A 15,963-nucleotide genomic window follows, 5' to 3' on the forward strand; every position below is an offset into this window, starting at 1 on the left:
CTAGACGGCGCCTGGAAGCATGCTCGTGCGCAAGGCGCTGCGCAACCTCAATTTTGCGGCGTTTCTGGACAGGTTCGACGCGATCTGATTAGTGTCCGGCAAACTTATCCCCGCGCCTCCAAACAGGTTCATAAATAGCGCCATGAGCAAAGAGATCAAAAAAGTCGTCCTTGGTTATTCGGGTGGTCTGGACACCTCGGTGATCCTCAAATGGCTGCGCAACACCTATGATTGCGAAGTGGTGACCTTCACCGCCGACCTGGGGCAGGGGGACGAACTCGAGGAGGCGCGCCGCAAGGCCGAGCTGGTCGGGATCAAGGAAATCTATATCGAGGATCTGCGCGAGGAATTCGTCCGCGATTACGTCTTTCCCATGTTCCGCGCCAATGCGGTCTATGAAGGGGTTTACCTGCTGGGCACCTCGATCGCCCGGCCGCTGATCGCCAAAAGGCTCGTCGAGATCGCCGAGGAAACCGGGGCCGACGCCATCGCCCATGGAGCGACCGGCAAGGGGAACGACCAGGTGCGGTTCGAGCTTTGCGCCTATGCGCTCAACCCTTCGATCAAGGTCATCGCGCCCTGGCGCGAATGGGATCTGCAGAGCCGCACGAAATTGATCGAATATGCTGAGCTCAACCAGATTCCGGTGCCCAAGGACAAGCGCGGGGAAGCGCCGTTCTCGGTGGACGCGAACCTTCTGCACACCTCGAGCGAAGGCAAAGTGCTCGAGGATCCCGGCATCGAGGCGCCCGACTATGTCTATCAGCGCACCGTCGATCCGGTCGATGCGCCGAACGAACCCGAAACCATCACTGTCGGGTTCGAAAAGGGCGATGCTGTTTCGGTCAACGGCGAAAAGCTTTCCCCGGCCGGGGTTCTGACCAGGCTCAACGAGTTGGGCGGCAAGCACGGGGTGGGACGGCTCGACCTCGTCGAGAACCGGTTCGTGGGCATGAAGAGCCGCGGCATCTATGAGACGCCGGGTGGCACGATCCTGCTGGCGGCGCATCGGGGGATCGAGTCGATCACCCTCGACCGCGGGGCGGCGCATTTGAAGGACGAGATCATGCCGCGCTATGCCGAGCTGATCTATAACGGCTTCTGGTTTTCGCCCGAGCGCGAAATGCTGCAGGCGCTGATCGACAAGAGCCAGGAGTATGTGACGGGCGAAGTGACGTTGAAGCTCTACAAGGGCTCGGCCAATGTGGTTGGCCGCACCTCGCCCTATTCGCTTTATTCGGAGGATCTGGTGACCTTCGAGGAAGGCACCGGCACCTACGACCATCACGACGCCGAAGGCTTCATCAAGCTCAACGGGCTGCGGCTCAAGACCTATGGGGCGCGCAAGCTGCGGCTGGGGTAGGATCTGGGCCCAATCCGCGAGTGGGCTGCGGGGGGTGGTGGAGAGCGTGCGGCAAAAGGCGAGAACGGCACGCATACCTTGCCCCGGGTGACACGTTGGGGAGAAGCGATGATTGCGGCAAACTTGCTTCTGCCGCGTATCTGTCCTTCGTTCGTCATCGTTGGGCTTGAGCCGATAATCCGCAAGGCTGCCGGCGGTGCGGGAGAGGCGCGATCAAATTTCGCACAGTGGCGGATCGCTTAAAGTCTCTTTAAGACGGCTGCCTCTACTTTCTTTCTCTATTCCGCCTGGGGAGAGAGATGGCAGATGCGGCCAGAGGAGAACGCTGAGCGCGGCGGGGAAGCACTGCTTTTCGACGCAGCGCTGCAGGCGATACCGTTCGGCTTTTGCGTCTGGGCCCCCGATTTCACGCTGGTGATGTGGAACCAGCATTATCTCGATATCTATGGATTTTCCGCCAAGGCCATCCGCCGGGGCATGAGCCTTTACGAGGTCGTGGCGCTGTCATCGGCGCTGGGCAATCACCAGGGCACCGACCCCAAGAGCTTCTATGAGGCATACAGCGCCGAGCTGTTGAGCAATCGCGGCGGCATGCGCACCGTCAATCTCGAGATCGCCGCCGGCAACCGGACGCTGGAAACTGCCCATATCTATGCGCCGGGCCTGGGCTGGGTGGTGACCCATGAGGATGTGACCGAGGAGATCGCCCGCTCGGACATGGCCTCCGAGCGCAAGCGCGAACTCGAACGCCAATATGGCCTGCTCGATGCAGCGATCAACAATATCAGCCAGGGCCTGTCGATGTTCGACGCCGACTTCCGGCTGATGACCTGCAATGCGGAATTCATCTCCCTCTACGAGCTGCCGCCCGAGTTGGCGCGTCCCGGCACCGCGTTCGGCGATATCCTCGATTTCAGGCTCAAGAGCAAAAAGCACGCTCTCATAGACCGCGAGGCCTATATGGCCGAGCGCAGGCGCATCATGGATGGCGGGAAATTCGTGCGCGAGGTGATCAAGATGGCCGATGGCTCGCTGGTCTCGCTGCGGCATCAGCCGCTCAAGGGCGGCGGCGTGGTGACCACCCATGAGGACATCACTGATCAGCTCACCGCCGAAGCGCGCATGCACCACATGGCCACCCATGACGCGCTCACCGACCTGCCGAACCGGGGATTGTTCCGCGAAGAGCTCGAAGCGGCGCTCAAGCATGATGACAAGGGCAGGCACCCGGCGCTGCTCGTGGTCAATCTAGATCATTTCAAGGCGATCAACGACAGCGATGGCCATGCCACGGGGGACACGGTACTGCGCAACGTGGCCGAACGGCTGACCGAAACGGTGGATGGGCGCGGGTTCGCGGCGCGGCTGGGGGGCGACGAATTCGGCGTGCTGCTGCCGACGGCTGCGGTGCCGCATGAAGCGGCCGATACCGCGCGGGTCATCGCCAAGGCGCTGGCCGAGCCGATCAGCCTCGGAGATCGATCGCTGCGGCTCACCTGCTCGATCGGCATTGCCGTGGCGCCGGGGGACGGGCAGACCGCCGACGCGCTGATGAACAATGCCGACCTGGCGCTGCTCAAAGCCAAGTCTGAGGGGCGGGGAACCTATCACTTTTACGAAGCGGGCATGGACGCCACCTTGCAGCGCCGGCGGACGCTCGAAGCAGGGCTGCGCGAGGCGATCGAAGGGGAAGGGCTCTCGGTGGTGTTCCAGCCCATCGTCGAACTCGACGGCAACAGGATCGTTGCCGTCGAGGCGCTGGCCCGCTGGGAGCATCCCGAATTGGGGCCGATCGCTCCGGCCGAATTCATTCCCATCGCCGAGGAAACCGGGCTGATCCACGCCCTGGGTGCCTGGGTTCTGGGCGCGGCGACCCAGGCCGCGGCGCTGTGGCCCAATCGGGTGGGAGTGGCGGTCAACCTTTCGCCGATCCAGTTCAAGAACCCCGACCTTGTCGGCGTGATCGAGGCGGCGCTGGCGGAAGCGGGGATCGGGGCGGGGCGGCTCGAACTCGAAATCACCGAATCCCTGCTGCTCGAAAACAGCAGCGCCAATCTCGATCTTTTGGGTGCCCTGCGCGGGCTGGGTGTGCGCATCGCCATGGATGATTTCGGTACCGGATATTCCTCGCTCTCCTATCTGCGGGCCTTTCCGTTCGACAAGATCAAGATCGACCGCTCCTTTATGACCGACGTGGCAACCAAATCGGAAAGCCGGGCGATCCTGAGAGCCATGATCGGGCTGGGCAAGAGCCTGTCGATGACCACGGTGGCCGAAGGGGTGGAGACGGAAGATCAGCTTGCGGTGGTGCGCGCCGAGGGGGCGACCCAGGTGCAGGGCTATTATTTCTCGCCGCCGGTGGGGGCGGAGAAAATCGCGGCCATGATCGAAGCCAGGCACTATGGCGAGGCATTCAAAGGGCGCGATGGATGGTAAGCTTGCGATCGTCGCTTTCCGGCCAGGATGAGAAGATGCGCCGCGCCATCCCCTATGCCGAATTTATCGCTCTGGCCCGCCGGCACGCCCGGCGGAGCGATGAAGCCGAGGATATCGTCCAGGAGGTGCTGATCGCGGCGGTCCAGGCCGGGCGCGACGATTTCACCAAGTTTGCCGATCGGCGCTGGATGGCGGGGGCGATCCGCAAGCGGGCGGCGTTCGACGCGCGCAGCGCGGCGCGGCGGCGCGAACGGGAAGCGCGCTGGCAGCTCGAGCGCTCCGGGGGGCAATCGCAGGCCGAGGGCGAGGCGCTAGGCGCCATCCTCGCCGATCTGCCAAAGAGCCTTCGGGTTGTCGCGGCGCTGGCGCTCTCGGGACATTCGCGGGCTGAAATCGCCTATCTGCTCGACCTTAGTGACGCAGCGCTGCGCCAGAGGGTGCGGGCGCTCAAGCTGGCCTTGGGCAAAAAGGGCGTCGCCATGCCCACCGAGATGGTGGGGCTCAATCTCGACCTCGCCTATGGCGCGATCCGCCAGGCGCTGGCGCCGGCGCTCAAGCGCCACGGGGTTGCGTTTGCCACCCACGATCCTGACGGGCATATTTTTCTCTTCAAGCGCTCACGAAAAGTCTGATCGCGGCAACATGGGGCGTAAGGAAACGCCAAGGAGGGCGCCATGCTGTTTACGGCCCGTTACACGAGCCTGGTTTTCAACGTCACCGATCTCGACCGGACGGAAAAATTCTACTCCGAGATCATGGGCATTCGCTTCGAGCGGCGCGGGTTCGCAGGCGAACAGTTCCTGCATGCCAAGCTCAGCGAGAATTTCGAGATCGATTTCATGGTCGGGACGCCCACGCCGGGCAACAGTCCGATCATGGTGTTCGATCTCGATGAGGGCGGGATCTCCGATATCGTCGCCTCACTGGCCGAACAGGGAGTGACCATCGTTTCCCCGGTGGGGGATGCCCCCGACGGCAAGGGCGCCACGTTCCGCGACCCTGACGATTTCGCCATCGGGCTCTATCAGGCCAATGACAAGCCGCTCTCTCTCAAAGGAGCCGACAAATGATCCCCAAACCGCATCGCGCTTCGATCGTCTTTTACGTCGCCGACATCGCGCGCACCGAAAAGTTCTACAACGAGGTTCTCGGCATCGAGCTCACCCGCCAGGAGGGCGCCGAACCATTCTGGCTGTCGGGTTCGCTCGACCAGGGGCTGGAGATGGTGTTCTTTCAAATGGAAGGAAAGCGCGGCAATACCCCGGCGCTGGTCTTCGACCTGGCCGATGGCGGCATCGACGATATCGTTGCCGCGCTCGCCGAACAGGGGGTGACGATCGTGACCCCGGTGGAAGAGGCGCCCGGAGGCTGGAGCGCGGACTTTCTGGACCCGGATGGCTTTGGTCTGGGGCTCTGGCAGTCGGGGGACAAGCCGCGGAGCTTGAAGTAGATCACTGGCTCAGCGCCCCCCATCCGACCTCCGCTTCGCTCCGGCCACCTTCTCCCGCGAGGGAGAAGGGTAGTCCGTGGCAACGCTTTAGTCAGAGCCGAAACGTCTGACAAAGGAGCTGGGGGGCCGCTGTAGCTGTCCTCACATAGCTGCATTGCGGCGTTTTTCCTTGTTTGTGACCCATTGCTGGGGTATGGGCAGCCAACCTGCAAAATCCCACAAATGGCTGGCCCCCCTTATGAGCTTGCGCAATATTGCGATCATTGCCCACGTCGACCATGGCAAGACGACGCTGATCGACGTCCTTTTGAGGCAGTCGGGCACCTTCCGCGACAACCAGCGCGTCGATGAACGCGTGATGGATTCCAACGATCTGGAAAAAGAACGCGGCATCACAATTCTGGCCAAGGTGACCTCGCTCAACTGGAAGGACCACCGGATCAATATCGTCGATACGCCGGGCCACGCCGATTTCGGCGGCGAGGTCGAGCGCATCCTTTCGATGGTCGATGGCGCGGTGATCCTGGTGGACGCCGCCGAAGGGCCGATGCCGCAGACCAAGTTCGTGCTGTCGAAGGCTTTGAAGATCGGGCTGCGGCCCATCGTTGCGATCAACAAGATCGACAAGCCTGAAGAGCGGCACAACGAAGTGCTCGACGAGATCTTCGACCTTTTCGTTTCTCTCGATGCAACGCCCGAACAGCTCGATTTTCCCGTGCTCTACGGATCGGCCAAGCAGGGCTGGATGGCCGAGGACCCCACCGGGCCCAAGGACACGATGGGCCCGCTGCTCGACAAGGTCGTCGAGCATTTCGAAGAGCCCAAGGTGGAAGAAGGCCCGTTCCAGATGCTGGTCACCACCATAGAGCGCAATCCGTTCCTGGGGCGCATCCTGACGGGCCGGGTGTTTTCCGGTTCGGTCAAGCCCGGCGACTCGGTGCATGCACTTTCGCGCGACGGCAAGGTGGTGGAAAAGGGACGTATCTCCAAGGTTCTGGGGTTCCGTGGCCTTGAGCGCGAGCCGATCGAGGAAGGCAAGGCCGGCGATATCGTGGCCCTGGCGGGTCTCGAGACGGCGACCGTCGCCAACACCATCGCGGTGCCGCAGGTGACCGAGGCGCTCGAAGCCAAGCCCATCGACCCGCCGACCCTGTCGGTGACCTTCAGGATCAATGACGGGCCGCTGGCCGGCCGCGAGGGCGACAAGGTGCAGTCCCGCGTCATCCGCGAGCGGCTGATGCGCGAGGCGGAAGGCAATGTGGCGATCCGCGTGACGCCGGGGGACGACAACGATTCCTTTGACGTGGCCGGGCGCGGCGAACTCCAGCTCGGGGTGCTGATCGAGACCATGCGCCGCGAGGGGTTCGAATTGTGCCTTGGCCGCCCCAAGGTGCTGTTCCGCGAGGAAAACGGCGTCAAGCTCGAGCCGGTCGAAGAAGTGATCATCGACGTCGATGACGAGTTTTCCTCGGTGGTGGTGCAAAAGCTTACCGAACGGCGCGGGGAGCTTGTCGAGATGCGGCCTTCGGGCGCCGGCCGCACGCGCGTGCGACTCTACGTGCCCACGCGCGGGCTGATCGGGTATCAGGGCGAGTTGTTGTCCGATACGCGCGGCACGGCGATCTTTAACCGCGTGTTCCACGAATATGCGCCCTTCAAGGGTCCGCTGCCCATGCGGCGCACCGGGGTTCTGATCTCCAACGCCACGGGGCAGGCGGTGGCTTATGCGCTCTTTAATCTCGAGGATCGCGGGCCGATGCTGATCGATCCGGGCGTCGATGTTTACGAAGGCATGATCGTTGGCGAGCACAATCGCGAGAACGATCTCGAAGTGAACGTTTTGAAGGGCAAGCAGTTGACCAATATCCGGACCACCTCGAAGGACGAGGCGATCCGGCTGACGCCGCCCAAGAAACTCAGCCTTGAACAGGCGCTGAGCTACATTGCCGACGACGAATATGTGGAAGTGACGCCCACTTCGGTGCGGCTGCGGAAAATCCACCTCGACCCCCATGAGCGCAAGCGCGCGGCGCGGGCGGCAGCGGCCGAGGCGGCGGCGAGTTGATTTGGCGAATGGGCGGGGCAGGGCTATAATCAAGCTCGCTCTGCCCATCGTTCTTTCAAAGAGGTGCTGCGATGAGCGATACATCGACCAAGCAACGCACTGAGACCAAGATCAAGACCGAGCGGCCCAAGCTGCACAAGGTCATCCTGCTCAATGACGACTACACGCCGCGCGAATTCGTGGTGAAGGTGCTCCAGTCCGTGTTCCGCATGGGCGAGCCGCAGGCGGAGGCGGTGATGATGACCGCGCACCAGAAGGGTTCGGCGGTGGTGGCGGTCTATACCAAGGAGATCGCCGAGACCAAGGCGGACGAGGCGATCGAATTGAGCCAGCAGTTCGGGTTTCCGCTGATGGTGACGACCGAGCCGGAAGAGTAGGATCGGCGGCGTTTTGCTGCCTTCACATCTTCTGTCTTCGTCGAGGCTTTGCGGGTCCCCGGGTCGAGCCCGAGGACGACGAGGTGGATAGGGGGTGGCCGGCAGCAGCGTTAGTGTGCGCGACCAGTCCTATACCCTCTCCTCGTCATTGTCGGGCTTGACCCGACAATCCGCGACGCTGCCAATTCCCAGCAGATGTTTGGTCCTAGTACCATGCCCCGCGCACGACTTCCGTGCCGCCGCCGATTTCGTCCATGAGGAGGTCTTCGAAGCGGTCGAGGTCGCTGTCGTTGTAGTGGTAGGGATAGACATAGGTAGGCAGGAAGGCGGCGACGCCCGAGGCGGCCTGGTCGACGTCCATGGTGTAGGGCAGGTTCATGGGCACGAAGGCAATGAAGATGTCTTCGAGCTCGCGCATTTCGGGGATGTCCTCGGTGTCCCCGGCGATATAGACGCGGCGCTCGCCGATGGTGAGGATATAGCCGTTGTCGCGCCCCTGGGGGTGATATTGCAGCCGGTCCTCGGTGGTGTTGTAGGCGGGGATCGCCTCGATGCCGATATCGCCGAAATTGTCGCTGTCGCCATTGGCCATCTGCCGGGCACGGGCGGAGAGCGCTTCGGGAAGCATATCGAAGACGGCCGGGTTGGCGATGATCTCGGTCTCTTCGCCCATGATCGCTTCGAGCGTTGCAGCGTCGTAGTGATCGCCATGCTCATGAGTGATGAGGATGAGGTCGGGGGGCGGGAGATAGGAATAGGGCTCGGCACCGCCCACCGGATCGACATAGATGACCCCCGAAGGCGTTTCGAGAACCAGCGAGGCGTGAGAAATGGGGTGGACGAAGAAATCGCCGGCCTCGGAGGGGTAGAGATCGCCATCGGCCTGGGCGAAAGCGGTGCGGGGCAGGATGGTGGTGACGCCCATGGCGGCCAGGGTGCCAAGCCCCAGGCCGAGGGTCTGTCGACGGGTAAAGCTCATTTCGCGTCCTCCTTTTGAACGATCGGGCCCGATGATAATCGCCCGGCATTGCAACGGCCATAGTGGCGTTTGGATCGGGTCCCGGTCCTTCACAAAAGCGCGAGCTTTTCGGCACGTTCCACGCCATCTCGATTTCGCCGGGATTTCTCTGTTAAGCTTGGCTTAATGGATTGGGCCGAGGGAACTCAGCGACATGGCAAGCCAGAACAACGCCGCCCGGATCGGACAGACGATCAAGGGGCTGGAAGTCACCTCGCGTTTCGCGCTCGCCGTGCTGGCGCTGGCGAGCGGGGTCTATACCTATTTAGGGGTGCGGGGTCTCCTGGACGGGGACGCCAATTTCGTCTTTTTCGCTGCCATCATCTATTCGGTCGCCGTATCGGTGGGCATCTACGTGTTCTGGAGCTACATGATGCGGTTCCTGCCGCTGATGCGCACCATGAGCCAACGGCTGATCATGGTGGCGATCATGGGGTTGGGATCGCTGATGATCGTGGCCATGAGCTCCTGGCTCAACGCCGCCGCGCTGGCCGGTTCAGCGGCGCTCGAACAGCATATGGCGGTGACGCTGGAACAATATACCGGCGATCTCGATGCCGCCCACGCCAATGCGCTCTCCGCCCAATCGCTGCTTCCGGACGTTCAGCGGGCGTCGGAACGCTTTGCCACCCTGGCGCAGGAAGAACGCGAGGGCGGGGCGCTGACCGGCACTTCGGGGTCCGGTTCGGTGGTGCAGCTTTTGAGCCAGATGAGCGGCCAGATGGACGGGCTCACCACCACCATTTCCCAATCCCAGGAACGGGCCAGCGGGCTGTTTGCCACCGGCGGCGAGCATCTGGCGGCGATGCGCGAACTGGTTTCCGCGCCCGGCGAGGTGCAGCCGCGCGCCGATGCCTTTGCCGCCGAAATCGTGGCGCTGACCGGGGTGATCGCCGCGCTGCAGGAAACTTCGGTCGCCCCCTCGGTGGCGCGGGCCGCCGAAGACCTTTCGCTGGGCTTTATCGCCCCGGTGGCCGATGGTCAGAGCGCCGGGCTGGTGATGCGCCAGGATGCGGCCATGGCCAATATCCGGGGCGCTGTCGACGCGCAATCCTCCGCGCTTGCCGAAGCGGCGCAGGCGATCATGGCCGAGCCGGAGGTCGAGCCGCGCCGCTTCGTGCCGCTTTCTTCGGCCGAGGCAGTGCTGCGCTACGCTTCCGATTTCGTGCCCTCCTGGGCCGGGGCGATTTCCATCGACCTCTTGCCGGTGGTGCTGGTGCTGCTGCTCTCGGTTGCCCATGCGGCGATGCGGCGGGACGCTGAATCGCTCGACGATGCGGAAACGCTGACCGCCGCGGACATGATGCGGGCGGTGGCTCTGCACAACCAGATGATGGCGGTGCGCGCCCAGCCGGCGGAAACCCTGCCCGAGCGGCCGGAGGACGAGGAGCCTGCGACCGCCGAAACCGAAACGCCCACGGTGGCGCCCGAGCCCGCCCGCGCCGAGGACGACGACACGGTGACGCAACTGCCCGGGCTCACCCAGCGCAAGCGCACCGAAGGGCCGCAGCGCCCATGAGCAGCATGGGCGAGGCGCCGCGCAAGGGGTTTGGGGCGCGGCTGGTGCATGCTGTCGCCGCCATCGAGGACGGGGCGATCCTCAGGACCGCGTTTTTCGCCATGCTGGCGGGGACGGCCTGGGTGTTGTTCTCCGATTACATGGATCTCAACCAAGTGCAGCCCGCCGATCTCGCCGTGATGCCGGGCGATCCGCTGCTGCCGGCGGTCGAGCGGCCCGAGATCGATCCCTCGAACCCGGCCTATCGTCCGCTCGAACATATAACGACGCCGCCCGAACAGCTTGCCGAGCCGCTGTCGATCGAACTGGTCGGCGGGGGCGTGCTGATGCTGTCGGGGACGATCGTTCCAGGGGCGGCGACCCAGTTCGCCGCCGAGATCGCGGCGCGGGGGGACTATGTGGAGACCGTCGCACTCAATTCGCCGGGAGGATCGGTGGACGATGCGCTGCTGATCGGGCGCATGATCCGCGAGAATGGATTTGCAACGGCGGTAGGGGACGGAGCGCTTTGCGGTTCGTCCTGCCCGCTGGTTCTGGCCGGGGGCATCGAGCGGCTGGTGTCCGACAGCGCGGCGGTGGGCGTGCACCAGATCTATGCCGGGGCAGGCGGGACCGAAATCGGTTCGGCCCAAGCCATGAGCGACGCCCAGGCGATGACGGCGCGGATCACGCGCTATCTCGACGAGATGGGCATCGATCCGCTGCTTTGGGTCAACGCCATGGAGACGCCGCCCGATCGGCTGTATTTCCTCACCATGGAAGAGATGGAGGAGACGGCGCTGGCCGGGACCTCGGAGGTCGAAGCTGCCGATGGGGCAGCGGTCTCTGGATCGGATGCGGGCTAGGTTCTATCGGTTGGCGCTCCCGTGCCCGAAGCGCGGCACCGTTGTCACCTGGCTATACGCTCACCCCTGGCGGATGCCGAGGGGGTCGAATTGGGAGTGGGCGGCCAGCCGCACGCAATTGCCGCCGGCGCGCTCGGCCTCCTCGAGCGCCCAAAGTCCGCGCGCCAGAAGATCGGCATAGAGATCGCCAGGCTCGCGCTCGGTGATGCCGATGCTGAGCGTGAGCCCTCCTTCCATCTCACCCAGGCGCGCGCGCAGCTTCTTGCGCAGCTCCTCGGCGGTGTGGCGGGCGGCAAAGAGATTGCTGCCCGGAGCGAGGATGGCGAATTCGAAATCGGCCATGCGGCCGATCAGGGCATGCCTGGGAGCCACCGAGAGAATGAGGGCAGCCAGCGCCGCCACGGACTGCTCCCTGGTGCGCGGCTGGGCGGGACGGTTGACGGCGATGAGCGTCAGCGCCACGTCGCGGCGTTCCTCGTGGGGCTTTTCGGCTTGGGCCAGGGTGAGGAGGTGGCGGTCCGCATGGGTGCTGAAGCCGGCCCGGTTCAGCAATCCGGTTTGCGCATCGCGTTCGGCGCGGCGGATGAGGCGCCCAGCGGTATCGGCCAGAAGCAGCGCCAGCCCGGCGGCCGAAAGGATCAGCAGCAGGATGGCGCCAGAGGCGGTGGAAAGGCCCGCATAAAGGGTGGCGGAAAATGCCGATGGTTCGGCGCCGACGCCGCCGGCCCAGCGCGCAAGGAAGGGCTTACCCAGGAAATGAAGGCCGATGAGGGCGAACAGCGCCATGAACAGCCAGTCATACCAGGCTTTGGACCGGGCGCGGGCGATGACGCTGAGGGCGAGGAAACTGAGGAGCGCGTAGGGGATCTGGTAGAGCATCTGACGCGTGAAATCAGCGCGCGGCAGGTCGAGGATCAGATAATAGAGCAGCGCCGAGGCGGCGACGATGGCCAGGCCTCCGCCGGCTGGCATGTCGATGCGGTAGCGCCGCGCGATGCCATGGGCGATGAGCACGAACATGATCACCATGGCGACGGCGATCACCATGCGGGTGGGGCCAGGGGCAAGGCCAGTGGCGAGGCCAGTGGCGAGGACGATCTCGCCGAGAAAACTGATGCCGGCGGCAAGAAAGGCGCCGGAAAACCAGAGCGCTGGGCGATTGACGGGATCAAACCGGGCCAGCGCGAAGAACGCCGCCGATTTGACGACGCAGAGGGCGACGATCACCCAAAAGACCAAAATCGCGCCGTTCATTTCGACCCGCGGAACTCCTCGAGCATTTCCGCCTCACAGGACGTCAATTGCTCCCAATCCTTGTTTGCCGCGTTCCGAACCGCAAGTGTGCAAGAAGGGGCGCCTCTAGGTCCGGTTAATCAGATCGCGGCGGCTCTGCCAAGTCGGGGATTTGTCGCAACGGAACATGCCTTTGCGCCGTTGATTGGTCCGAGAGCAACAAGGAGAGAGCAAATGGCGAAAGTCTTGACCGAACTTGCCGATATCCGGGCGTGGACCGAAGGGCGAGGCGGCAATCCGATCATGGCCGACATGCCGGCCCCCGGCGGCAAGGACCAATACCTGCTCAACCTCACTTTCGACCAGCACATGCTCAATGCCGACAACAATGAGGGGCCCGACCGGCCCACCGGCGGGTTCGAGCTGGTGAGCTGGGAAGACTGGTACGCCGCGTTTTCGGCGCAGAATTTGGCGCTGGTGGTCGATGACGACCTCGAGGGGGATACCTATGCCGATTTCCGGTTCATGAGCCGGGAAGAGGCGAGGCGGTGATAGAGGGCGCTGAGTACATTGCATTTGAGGCACCCCTGCGGGTCAAGCCGCTTCTGGTGCCTGCCGAGAGGCGCGCCCCTCACCCCCGGCCCCTCTCCTATCAGGGGAGAGGAGAGGTCTTTTGGAGGGCAAGGCGGTCAGACAGATTTAGCGCAGGCCGTCGTCGATGGCGTACATGTCGTCGTCCGAAAGGCCGAAATGGTGGCCTATTTCGTGGACGAGGACGTGGGTGACGATTTCGCCCAAGGTGTCGGTGTGCTCGGCCCAATAGTCAAGAATGGGGCGGCGGTAGAGCCAGACGCGGTTGGGCATCTGACCGGTCTGCGGGACGATGCCATCGTCGGTGCGCCCGATGCCCTCGAAAAGCCCCATGAGATCAAAGGGGCTTTCCAGGTCCATGTCCTTGCAGATCTCCTCGGTGGGGAATTCGGCAACGCGGCATTCGACGTCGCGGGACATGGAGCGGAAGGGCTCGGGGAGAGATTCGAGCGCGTCTATAGCGAGGGCTTCGATGTCATCGAGCGAGGGAGCCGGGAGAGGGCCCCACAATCTTGCGTCGCCTTCGGTGTCTTGGGGCATGCGGGGCTCGGTGGCTTCCCGTGGGTCCTCGGGTCAAGCCCGAGGACGGCGAGGGGGAGGAGGGAAGGCCGGCGTCAAGGCCGCGCCCCTTAAGAGCGCGGCCACTCGCGGATGTCCACGAACCGGCCGGCGATGGCGGCGGCGGCGGCCATGATGGGGGAGACAAGGTGCGTGCGGCCCTTGAAGCCCTGACGGCCCTCGAAATTGCGGTTGGACGTCGAAGCGCAGCGCTCGCCGGGTGCGAGCTTGTCGGCGTTCATGGCCAGGCACATGGAGCATCCGGGCTCGCGCCAATCGAAGCCGGCGGCGATGAAGATCTTGTCGAGCCCTTCGGCTTCGGCCTGGGCTTTCACCAGCCCCGAACCGGGGACGACCATGGCGTTGACCCGATCGTGGACCTTGTGACCCTTGACGATGGCGGCAGCGGCGCGCAGATCCTCGATGCGGCCATTGGTGCACGAGCCCAGGAACACCCTGTCGAGCTCAATATCGGTGATTTTCGTGCCCGGGACCAGGCCCATATATTCGAGGGCACGCTTTTTCGACGCCCGACGGTTGGCGTCGGCGATCTGGTCGGGATCGGGAACGGCACCGGTGACCGAAATCACGTCCTCGGGGGAGGAGCCCCAGGAAACGATCGGGGGGAGATTGGCTGCGTCGAGCCGCACTTCCTTGTCGAAATGGGCGCCCTCATCGGTGTAGAGCGTCTTCCAATAGTCGAGCGCCATGTCGAACGCGGTCCCCTTGGGCGCGCGGGGGCGATCCTTGACATAGGCGAAGGTTTTTTCGTCAGGCGCGATCAGCCCGGCGCGGGCGCCGCCTTCGATCGACATATTGCAGACCGTCATGCGGCCTTCCATGGAGAGCGAGCGGATGGCCTCGCCGGCATATTCGAGGACGTGCCCATTGCCGCCGGCGGTGCCGATCTCGCCGATGATGGCGAGGATGATGTCCTTGGCCGTAACACCCTCGGGGAGCTTGCCGTCGACGACGACGCGCATGTTCTTCGCTTTTTGCTGGATCAGGGTCTGCGTGGCGAGGACATGCTCGACTTCCGAGGTGCCGATGCCGTGGGCCAGGGCGCCGAAAGCGCCGTGGGTCGAGGTGTGGCTGTCACCGCACACAATGGTCATGCCCGGAAGCGTGAAGCCCTGTTCGGGGCCTACGATGTGGACGATGCCCTGGCGGATATCGAGCTCGTTGTAATATTCGACGCCGAAATCAGCCGCGTTTTGGGCCAGGGTTTCCACCTGGAGCCGGGATTCGGGATCGTCGATCCCGTTGGTGCGGTCCGAGGTCGGCACGTTGTGGTCGACAACGGCCAGGGTGCGCTCGGGGGCGCGGACCTTGCGGCCGGAGAGGCGCAGTCCCTCGAAAGCCTGGGGGCTCGTGACTTCATGGACGAGGTGGCGGTCGATATAGAGGATGGCGGTGCCGTCCTCGTTATAGGCCACAACATGGTCGTCCCAGATTTTGTCGTAGAGGGTCCTGGCGGTCATCGGAGCGCAAATTCCAGTCAGTGAGGTTACGTTGTGTGGACAGTCAGGTGATGACGGCGTGCAAACCGCGGCTCTCTGCGCTTCCGGTACTCACGTACCAAATGTACGCTCCGTTCCGGTTCTCGATCACCCGCTTTTCGGCGCGCCCTGACCTGCCTCTCCACACACTTGGCGTACCCTTGGGTACGGTTGACTGCTATTTACGCGCTTGCGGGGCTTTTGGTCAAGGGTTGGGGCGGTAACTGGCATGTGAGATTTCGGCCAGCGCTGCACCTGGATTGGGCGAACAAGTCCCACAATGACAAGGAGGGGGTGGAGCCGATGCCGCACCCCCGGTCCGATCAGCCCTTGTTGGCCATTTCGATGGAATCGAGGATTACCTTGCGGGCGTCCTCGACGCCGCCGATGCGATCGATCTTGGCCCATTTGCCGGGCTCGAGATCCTTGTAGTGCATGAAGAAGTGCTTCACGCGCTCGATCTGGATTTCGGGCAGATCGGTAACGTCGGCAATGCCGTCATACATCTTGGTGAGCTTGGAAACGGGAACCGCGAGGATCTTTTCGTCTTGGCCGCCATCGTCTTCCATGAACAGCACCCCGACCGGGCGCGAACGCACGACGGCGCCGGGAACCAGGGGGCGGGAGTTCAAGACGATCACGTCGAGCGGGTCGCCGTCACCGCACAGGGTGTGGGGGACGAAGCCGTAATTTCCCGGATAGCGCATGGGCGTATAGAGAAAGCGGTCGACGAAAAGGGCGCCGGAATCCTTGTCGATCTCGTATTTGATCGGCTCGCCGCCCAGGGGGACTTCGATGATGACGTTGAGGTCCTCGGGCGGGTTTTTGCCCACGGGGATGGCGTCGATATTCATGGTGCCGTTCGTTTCCTGGTTGGGAGGGAGGAGGAGACGGGAGGCTTTTTGCCTAGGGAGAGGGGCAAATGCAAGGCGTATCGGTTGCGGGCGGTGTCATCTGTTTGGCACGGGACCGTCAAGCTGCGTTCATGGGCGTGATCTAACCGGGAAGG

15 protein-coding genes are annotated in these 15,963 nt (G+C 63.6%); 10 read left to right on the top strand and 5 right to left on the bottom strand.

All coding sequences use genetic code 11. From position 1 onward, the window contains the following. The first annotated feature begins 142 nt into the window (after positions 1 to 142). The 7 genes from NO934_RS08755 (at position 143) to NO934_RS08785 (ending at position 7,691) form a co-directional block, all read left to right on the top strand. Positions 143 to 1,363 (top strand): argininosuccinate synthase, encoded by a 1,221-nt coding sequence (locus tag NO934_RS08755; protein ID WP_309163565.1) that lies wholly within the window; start codon positions 143 to 145, stop codon positions 1,361 to 1,363. A 306-nt stretch (positions 1,364 to 1,669) separates the two neighbouring features. After that, entirely contained in the window at positions 1,670 to 3,799 is a 2,130-nt protein-coding gene (locus tag NO934_RS08760; protein WP_309163566.1) for an EAL domain-containing protein, read from the top strand. A gap of 2 nt (positions 3,800 to 3,801) precedes the next feature. Continuing rightward, positions 3,802 to 4,431: a transcriptional regulator gene (locus NO934_RS08765; protein ID WP_309163567.1), complete on the top strand. Its 630-nt coding sequence runs from the start codon at positions 3,802 to 3,804 to the stop codon at positions 4,429 to 4,431. Positions 4,432 to 4,473: 42 nt separating this feature from the next. Then, a complete protein-coding gene (locus tag NO934_RS08770) occupies positions 4,474 to 4,869 on the top strand; it encodes a VOC family protein (protein ID WP_309163569.1) in 396 nt (131 codons plus the stop codon). After that, positions 4,866 to 5,249 (top strand): VOC family protein, encoded by a 384-nt coding sequence (locus NO934_RS08775; RefSeq protein ID WP_309163570.1) that lies wholly within the window; start codon positions 4,866 to 4,868, stop codon positions 5,247 to 5,249. The genes NO934_RS08770 and NO934_RS08775 overlap by 4 nt, the downstream gene beginning before the upstream one ends. 238 nt (positions 5,250 to 5,487) lie before the next feature. Beyond that, positions 5,488 to 7,314, top strand: coding sequence for a translational GTPase TypA (gene typA, locus NO934_RS08780; protein ID WP_309163572.1), 1,827 nt, complete (start codon positions 5,488 to 5,490; stop codon positions 7,312 to 7,314). Positions 7,315 to 7,385: 71 nt separating this feature from the next. After that, positions 7,386 to 7,691 carry an ATP-dependent Clp protease adaptor ClpS gene (locus NO934_RS08785; protein ID WP_309163574.1) on the top strand — a complete coding sequence of 102 codons (306 nt, stop codon included), beginning with the start codon at positions 7,386 to 7,388 and terminating at the stop codon, positions 7,689 to 7,691. A 205-nt stretch (positions 7,692 to 7,896) separates the two neighbouring features. Here NO934_RS08785 and NO934_RS08790 read toward each other — a convergent pair whose 3' ends face one another. Then, the gene (locus NO934_RS08790) at positions 7,897 to 8,670 is read right to left on the bottom strand and encodes an MBL fold metallo-hydrolase (RefSeq protein WP_309163575.1); all 774 of its coding nucleotides are present in this window, start codon (positions 8,668 to 8,670) and stop codon (positions 7,897 to 7,899) included. A 193-nt stretch (positions 8,671 to 8,863) separates the two neighbouring features. Between NO934_RS08790 and NO934_RS08795 the strand changes: the two genes are divergently transcribed. After that, positions 8,864 to 10,228, top strand: a complete 1,365-nt coding sequence (locus tag NO934_RS08795) for a hypothetical protein (RefSeq protein ID WP_309163576.1) — start codon at positions 8,864 to 8,866, stop codon at positions 10,226 to 10,228. After that, complete coding sequence (locus NO934_RS08800) at positions 10,225 to 11,073, top strand: ATP-dependent Clp protease proteolytic subunit (RefSeq protein ID WP_309163578.1); 849 nt, start codon at positions 10,225 to 10,227, stop codon at positions 11,071 to 11,073. The genes NO934_RS08795 and NO934_RS08800 overlap by 4 nt, the downstream gene beginning before the upstream one ends. A gap of 60 nt (positions 11,074 to 11,133) precedes the next feature. Here NO934_RS08800 and NO934_RS08805 read toward each other — a convergent pair whose 3' ends face one another. Further along, positions 11,134 to 12,327: a GGDEF domain-containing protein gene (locus tag NO934_RS08805; RefSeq protein ID WP_309163579.1), complete on the bottom strand. Its 1,194-nt coding sequence runs from the start codon at positions 12,325 to 12,327 to the stop codon at positions 11,134 to 11,136. Positions 12,328 to 12,540: 213 nt separating this feature from the next. On the opposite strand from NO934_RS08805, the gene NO934_RS08810 reads away from it, so the two are divergent. After that, the gene (locus tag NO934_RS08810) at positions 12,541 to 12,858 is read left to right on the top strand and encodes a hypothetical protein (RefSeq protein ID WP_309163580.1); all 318 of its coding nucleotides are present in this window, start codon (positions 12,541 to 12,543) and stop codon (positions 12,856 to 12,858) included. A 147-nt stretch (positions 12,859 to 13,005) separates the two neighbouring features. Here the strand turns inward: NO934_RS08810 and NO934_RS08815 are convergent, their stop codons facing one another. The 3 genes from NO934_RS08815 to ppa form a co-directional block, all read right to left on the bottom strand. Continuing rightward, complete coding sequence (locus NO934_RS08815; RefSeq protein WP_309163581.1) at positions 13,006 to 13,437, bottom strand: metallopeptidase family protein; 432 nt, start codon at positions 13,435 to 13,437, stop codon at positions 13,006 to 13,008. A gap of 89 nt (positions 13,438 to 13,526) precedes the next feature. Next, on the bottom strand, positions 13,527 to 14,936 hold the full coding sequence (gene leuC / locus NO934_RS08820) for a 3-isopropylmalate dehydratase large subunit (protein ID WP_309163582.1): 1,410 nt from the start codon (positions 14,934 to 14,936) through the stop codon (positions 13,527 to 13,529). A 341-nt stretch (positions 14,937 to 15,277) separates the two neighbouring features. Beyond that, on the bottom strand, positions 15,278 to 15,808 hold the full coding sequence (gene ppa / locus NO934_RS08825; protein WP_309163584.1) for an inorganic diphosphatase: 531 nt from the start codon (positions 15,806 to 15,808) through the stop codon (positions 15,278 to 15,280). Between the last annotated feature and the right edge of the window lie 155 nt (positions 15,809 to 15,963).

Source organism: Pelagibacterium sp. H642 (genome assembly GCF_031202855.1).
Lineage (GTDB): Bacteria > Pseudomonadota > Alphaproteobacteria > Rhizobiales > Devosiaceae > Pelagibacterium.

Coding starts and splice junctions, on each gene's coding strand:
- NO934_RS08755 (WP_309163565.1), top strand. CDS start 143: ATGAGCAAAGAGATCAAAAAAGTCGTCCTTGGTTATTCGGGTGGTCTG.
- NO934_RS08760 (WP_309163566.1), top strand. CDS start 1,670: ATGCGGCCAGAGGAGAACGCTGAGCGCGGCGGGGAAGCACTGCTTTTC.
- NO934_RS08770 (WP_309163569.1), top strand. CDS start 4,474: ATGCTGTTTACGGCCCGTTACACGAGCCTGGTTTTCAACGTCACCGAT.
- NO934_RS08775 (WP_309163570.1), top strand. CDS start 4,866: ATGATCCCCAAACCGCATCGCGCTTCGATCGTCTTTTACGTCGCCGAC.
- typA (WP_309163572.1), top strand. CDS start 5,488: ATGAGCTTGCGCAATATTGCGATCATTGCCCACGTCGACCATGGCAAG.
- NO934_RS08785 (WP_309163574.1), top strand. CDS start 7,386: ATGAGCGATACATCGACCAAGCAACGCACTGAGACCAAGATCAAGACC.
- NO934_RS08790 (WP_309163575.1), bottom strand. CDS start 8,670: ATGAGCTTTACCCGTCGACAGACCCTCGGCCTGGGGCTTGGCACCCTG.
- NO934_RS08795 (WP_309163576.1), top strand. CDS start 8,864: ATGGCAAGCCAGAACAACGCCGCCCGGATCGGACAGACGATCAAGGGG.
- NO934_RS08800 (WP_309163578.1), top strand. CDS start 10,225: ATGAGCAGCATGGGCGAGGCGCCGCGCAAGGGGTTTGGGGCGCGGCTG.
- NO934_RS08805 (WP_309163579.1), bottom strand. CDS start 12,327: ATGAACGGCGCGATTTTGGTCTTTTGGGTGATCGTCGCCCTCTGCGTC.
- NO934_RS08810 (WP_309163580.1), top strand. CDS start 12,541: ATGGCGAAAGTCTTGACCGAACTTGCCGATATCCGGGCGTGGACCGAA.
- NO934_RS08815 (WP_309163581.1), bottom strand. CDS start 13,437: ATGCCCCAAGACACCGAAGGCGACGCAAGATTGTGGGGCCCTCTCCCG.
- leuC (WP_309163582.1), bottom strand. CDS start 14,936: ATGACCGCCAGGACCCTCTACGACAAAATCTGGGACGACCATGTTGTG.
- ppa (WP_309163584.1), bottom strand. CDS start 15,808: ATGAATATCGACGCCATCCCCGTGGGCAAAAACCCGCCCGAGGACCTC.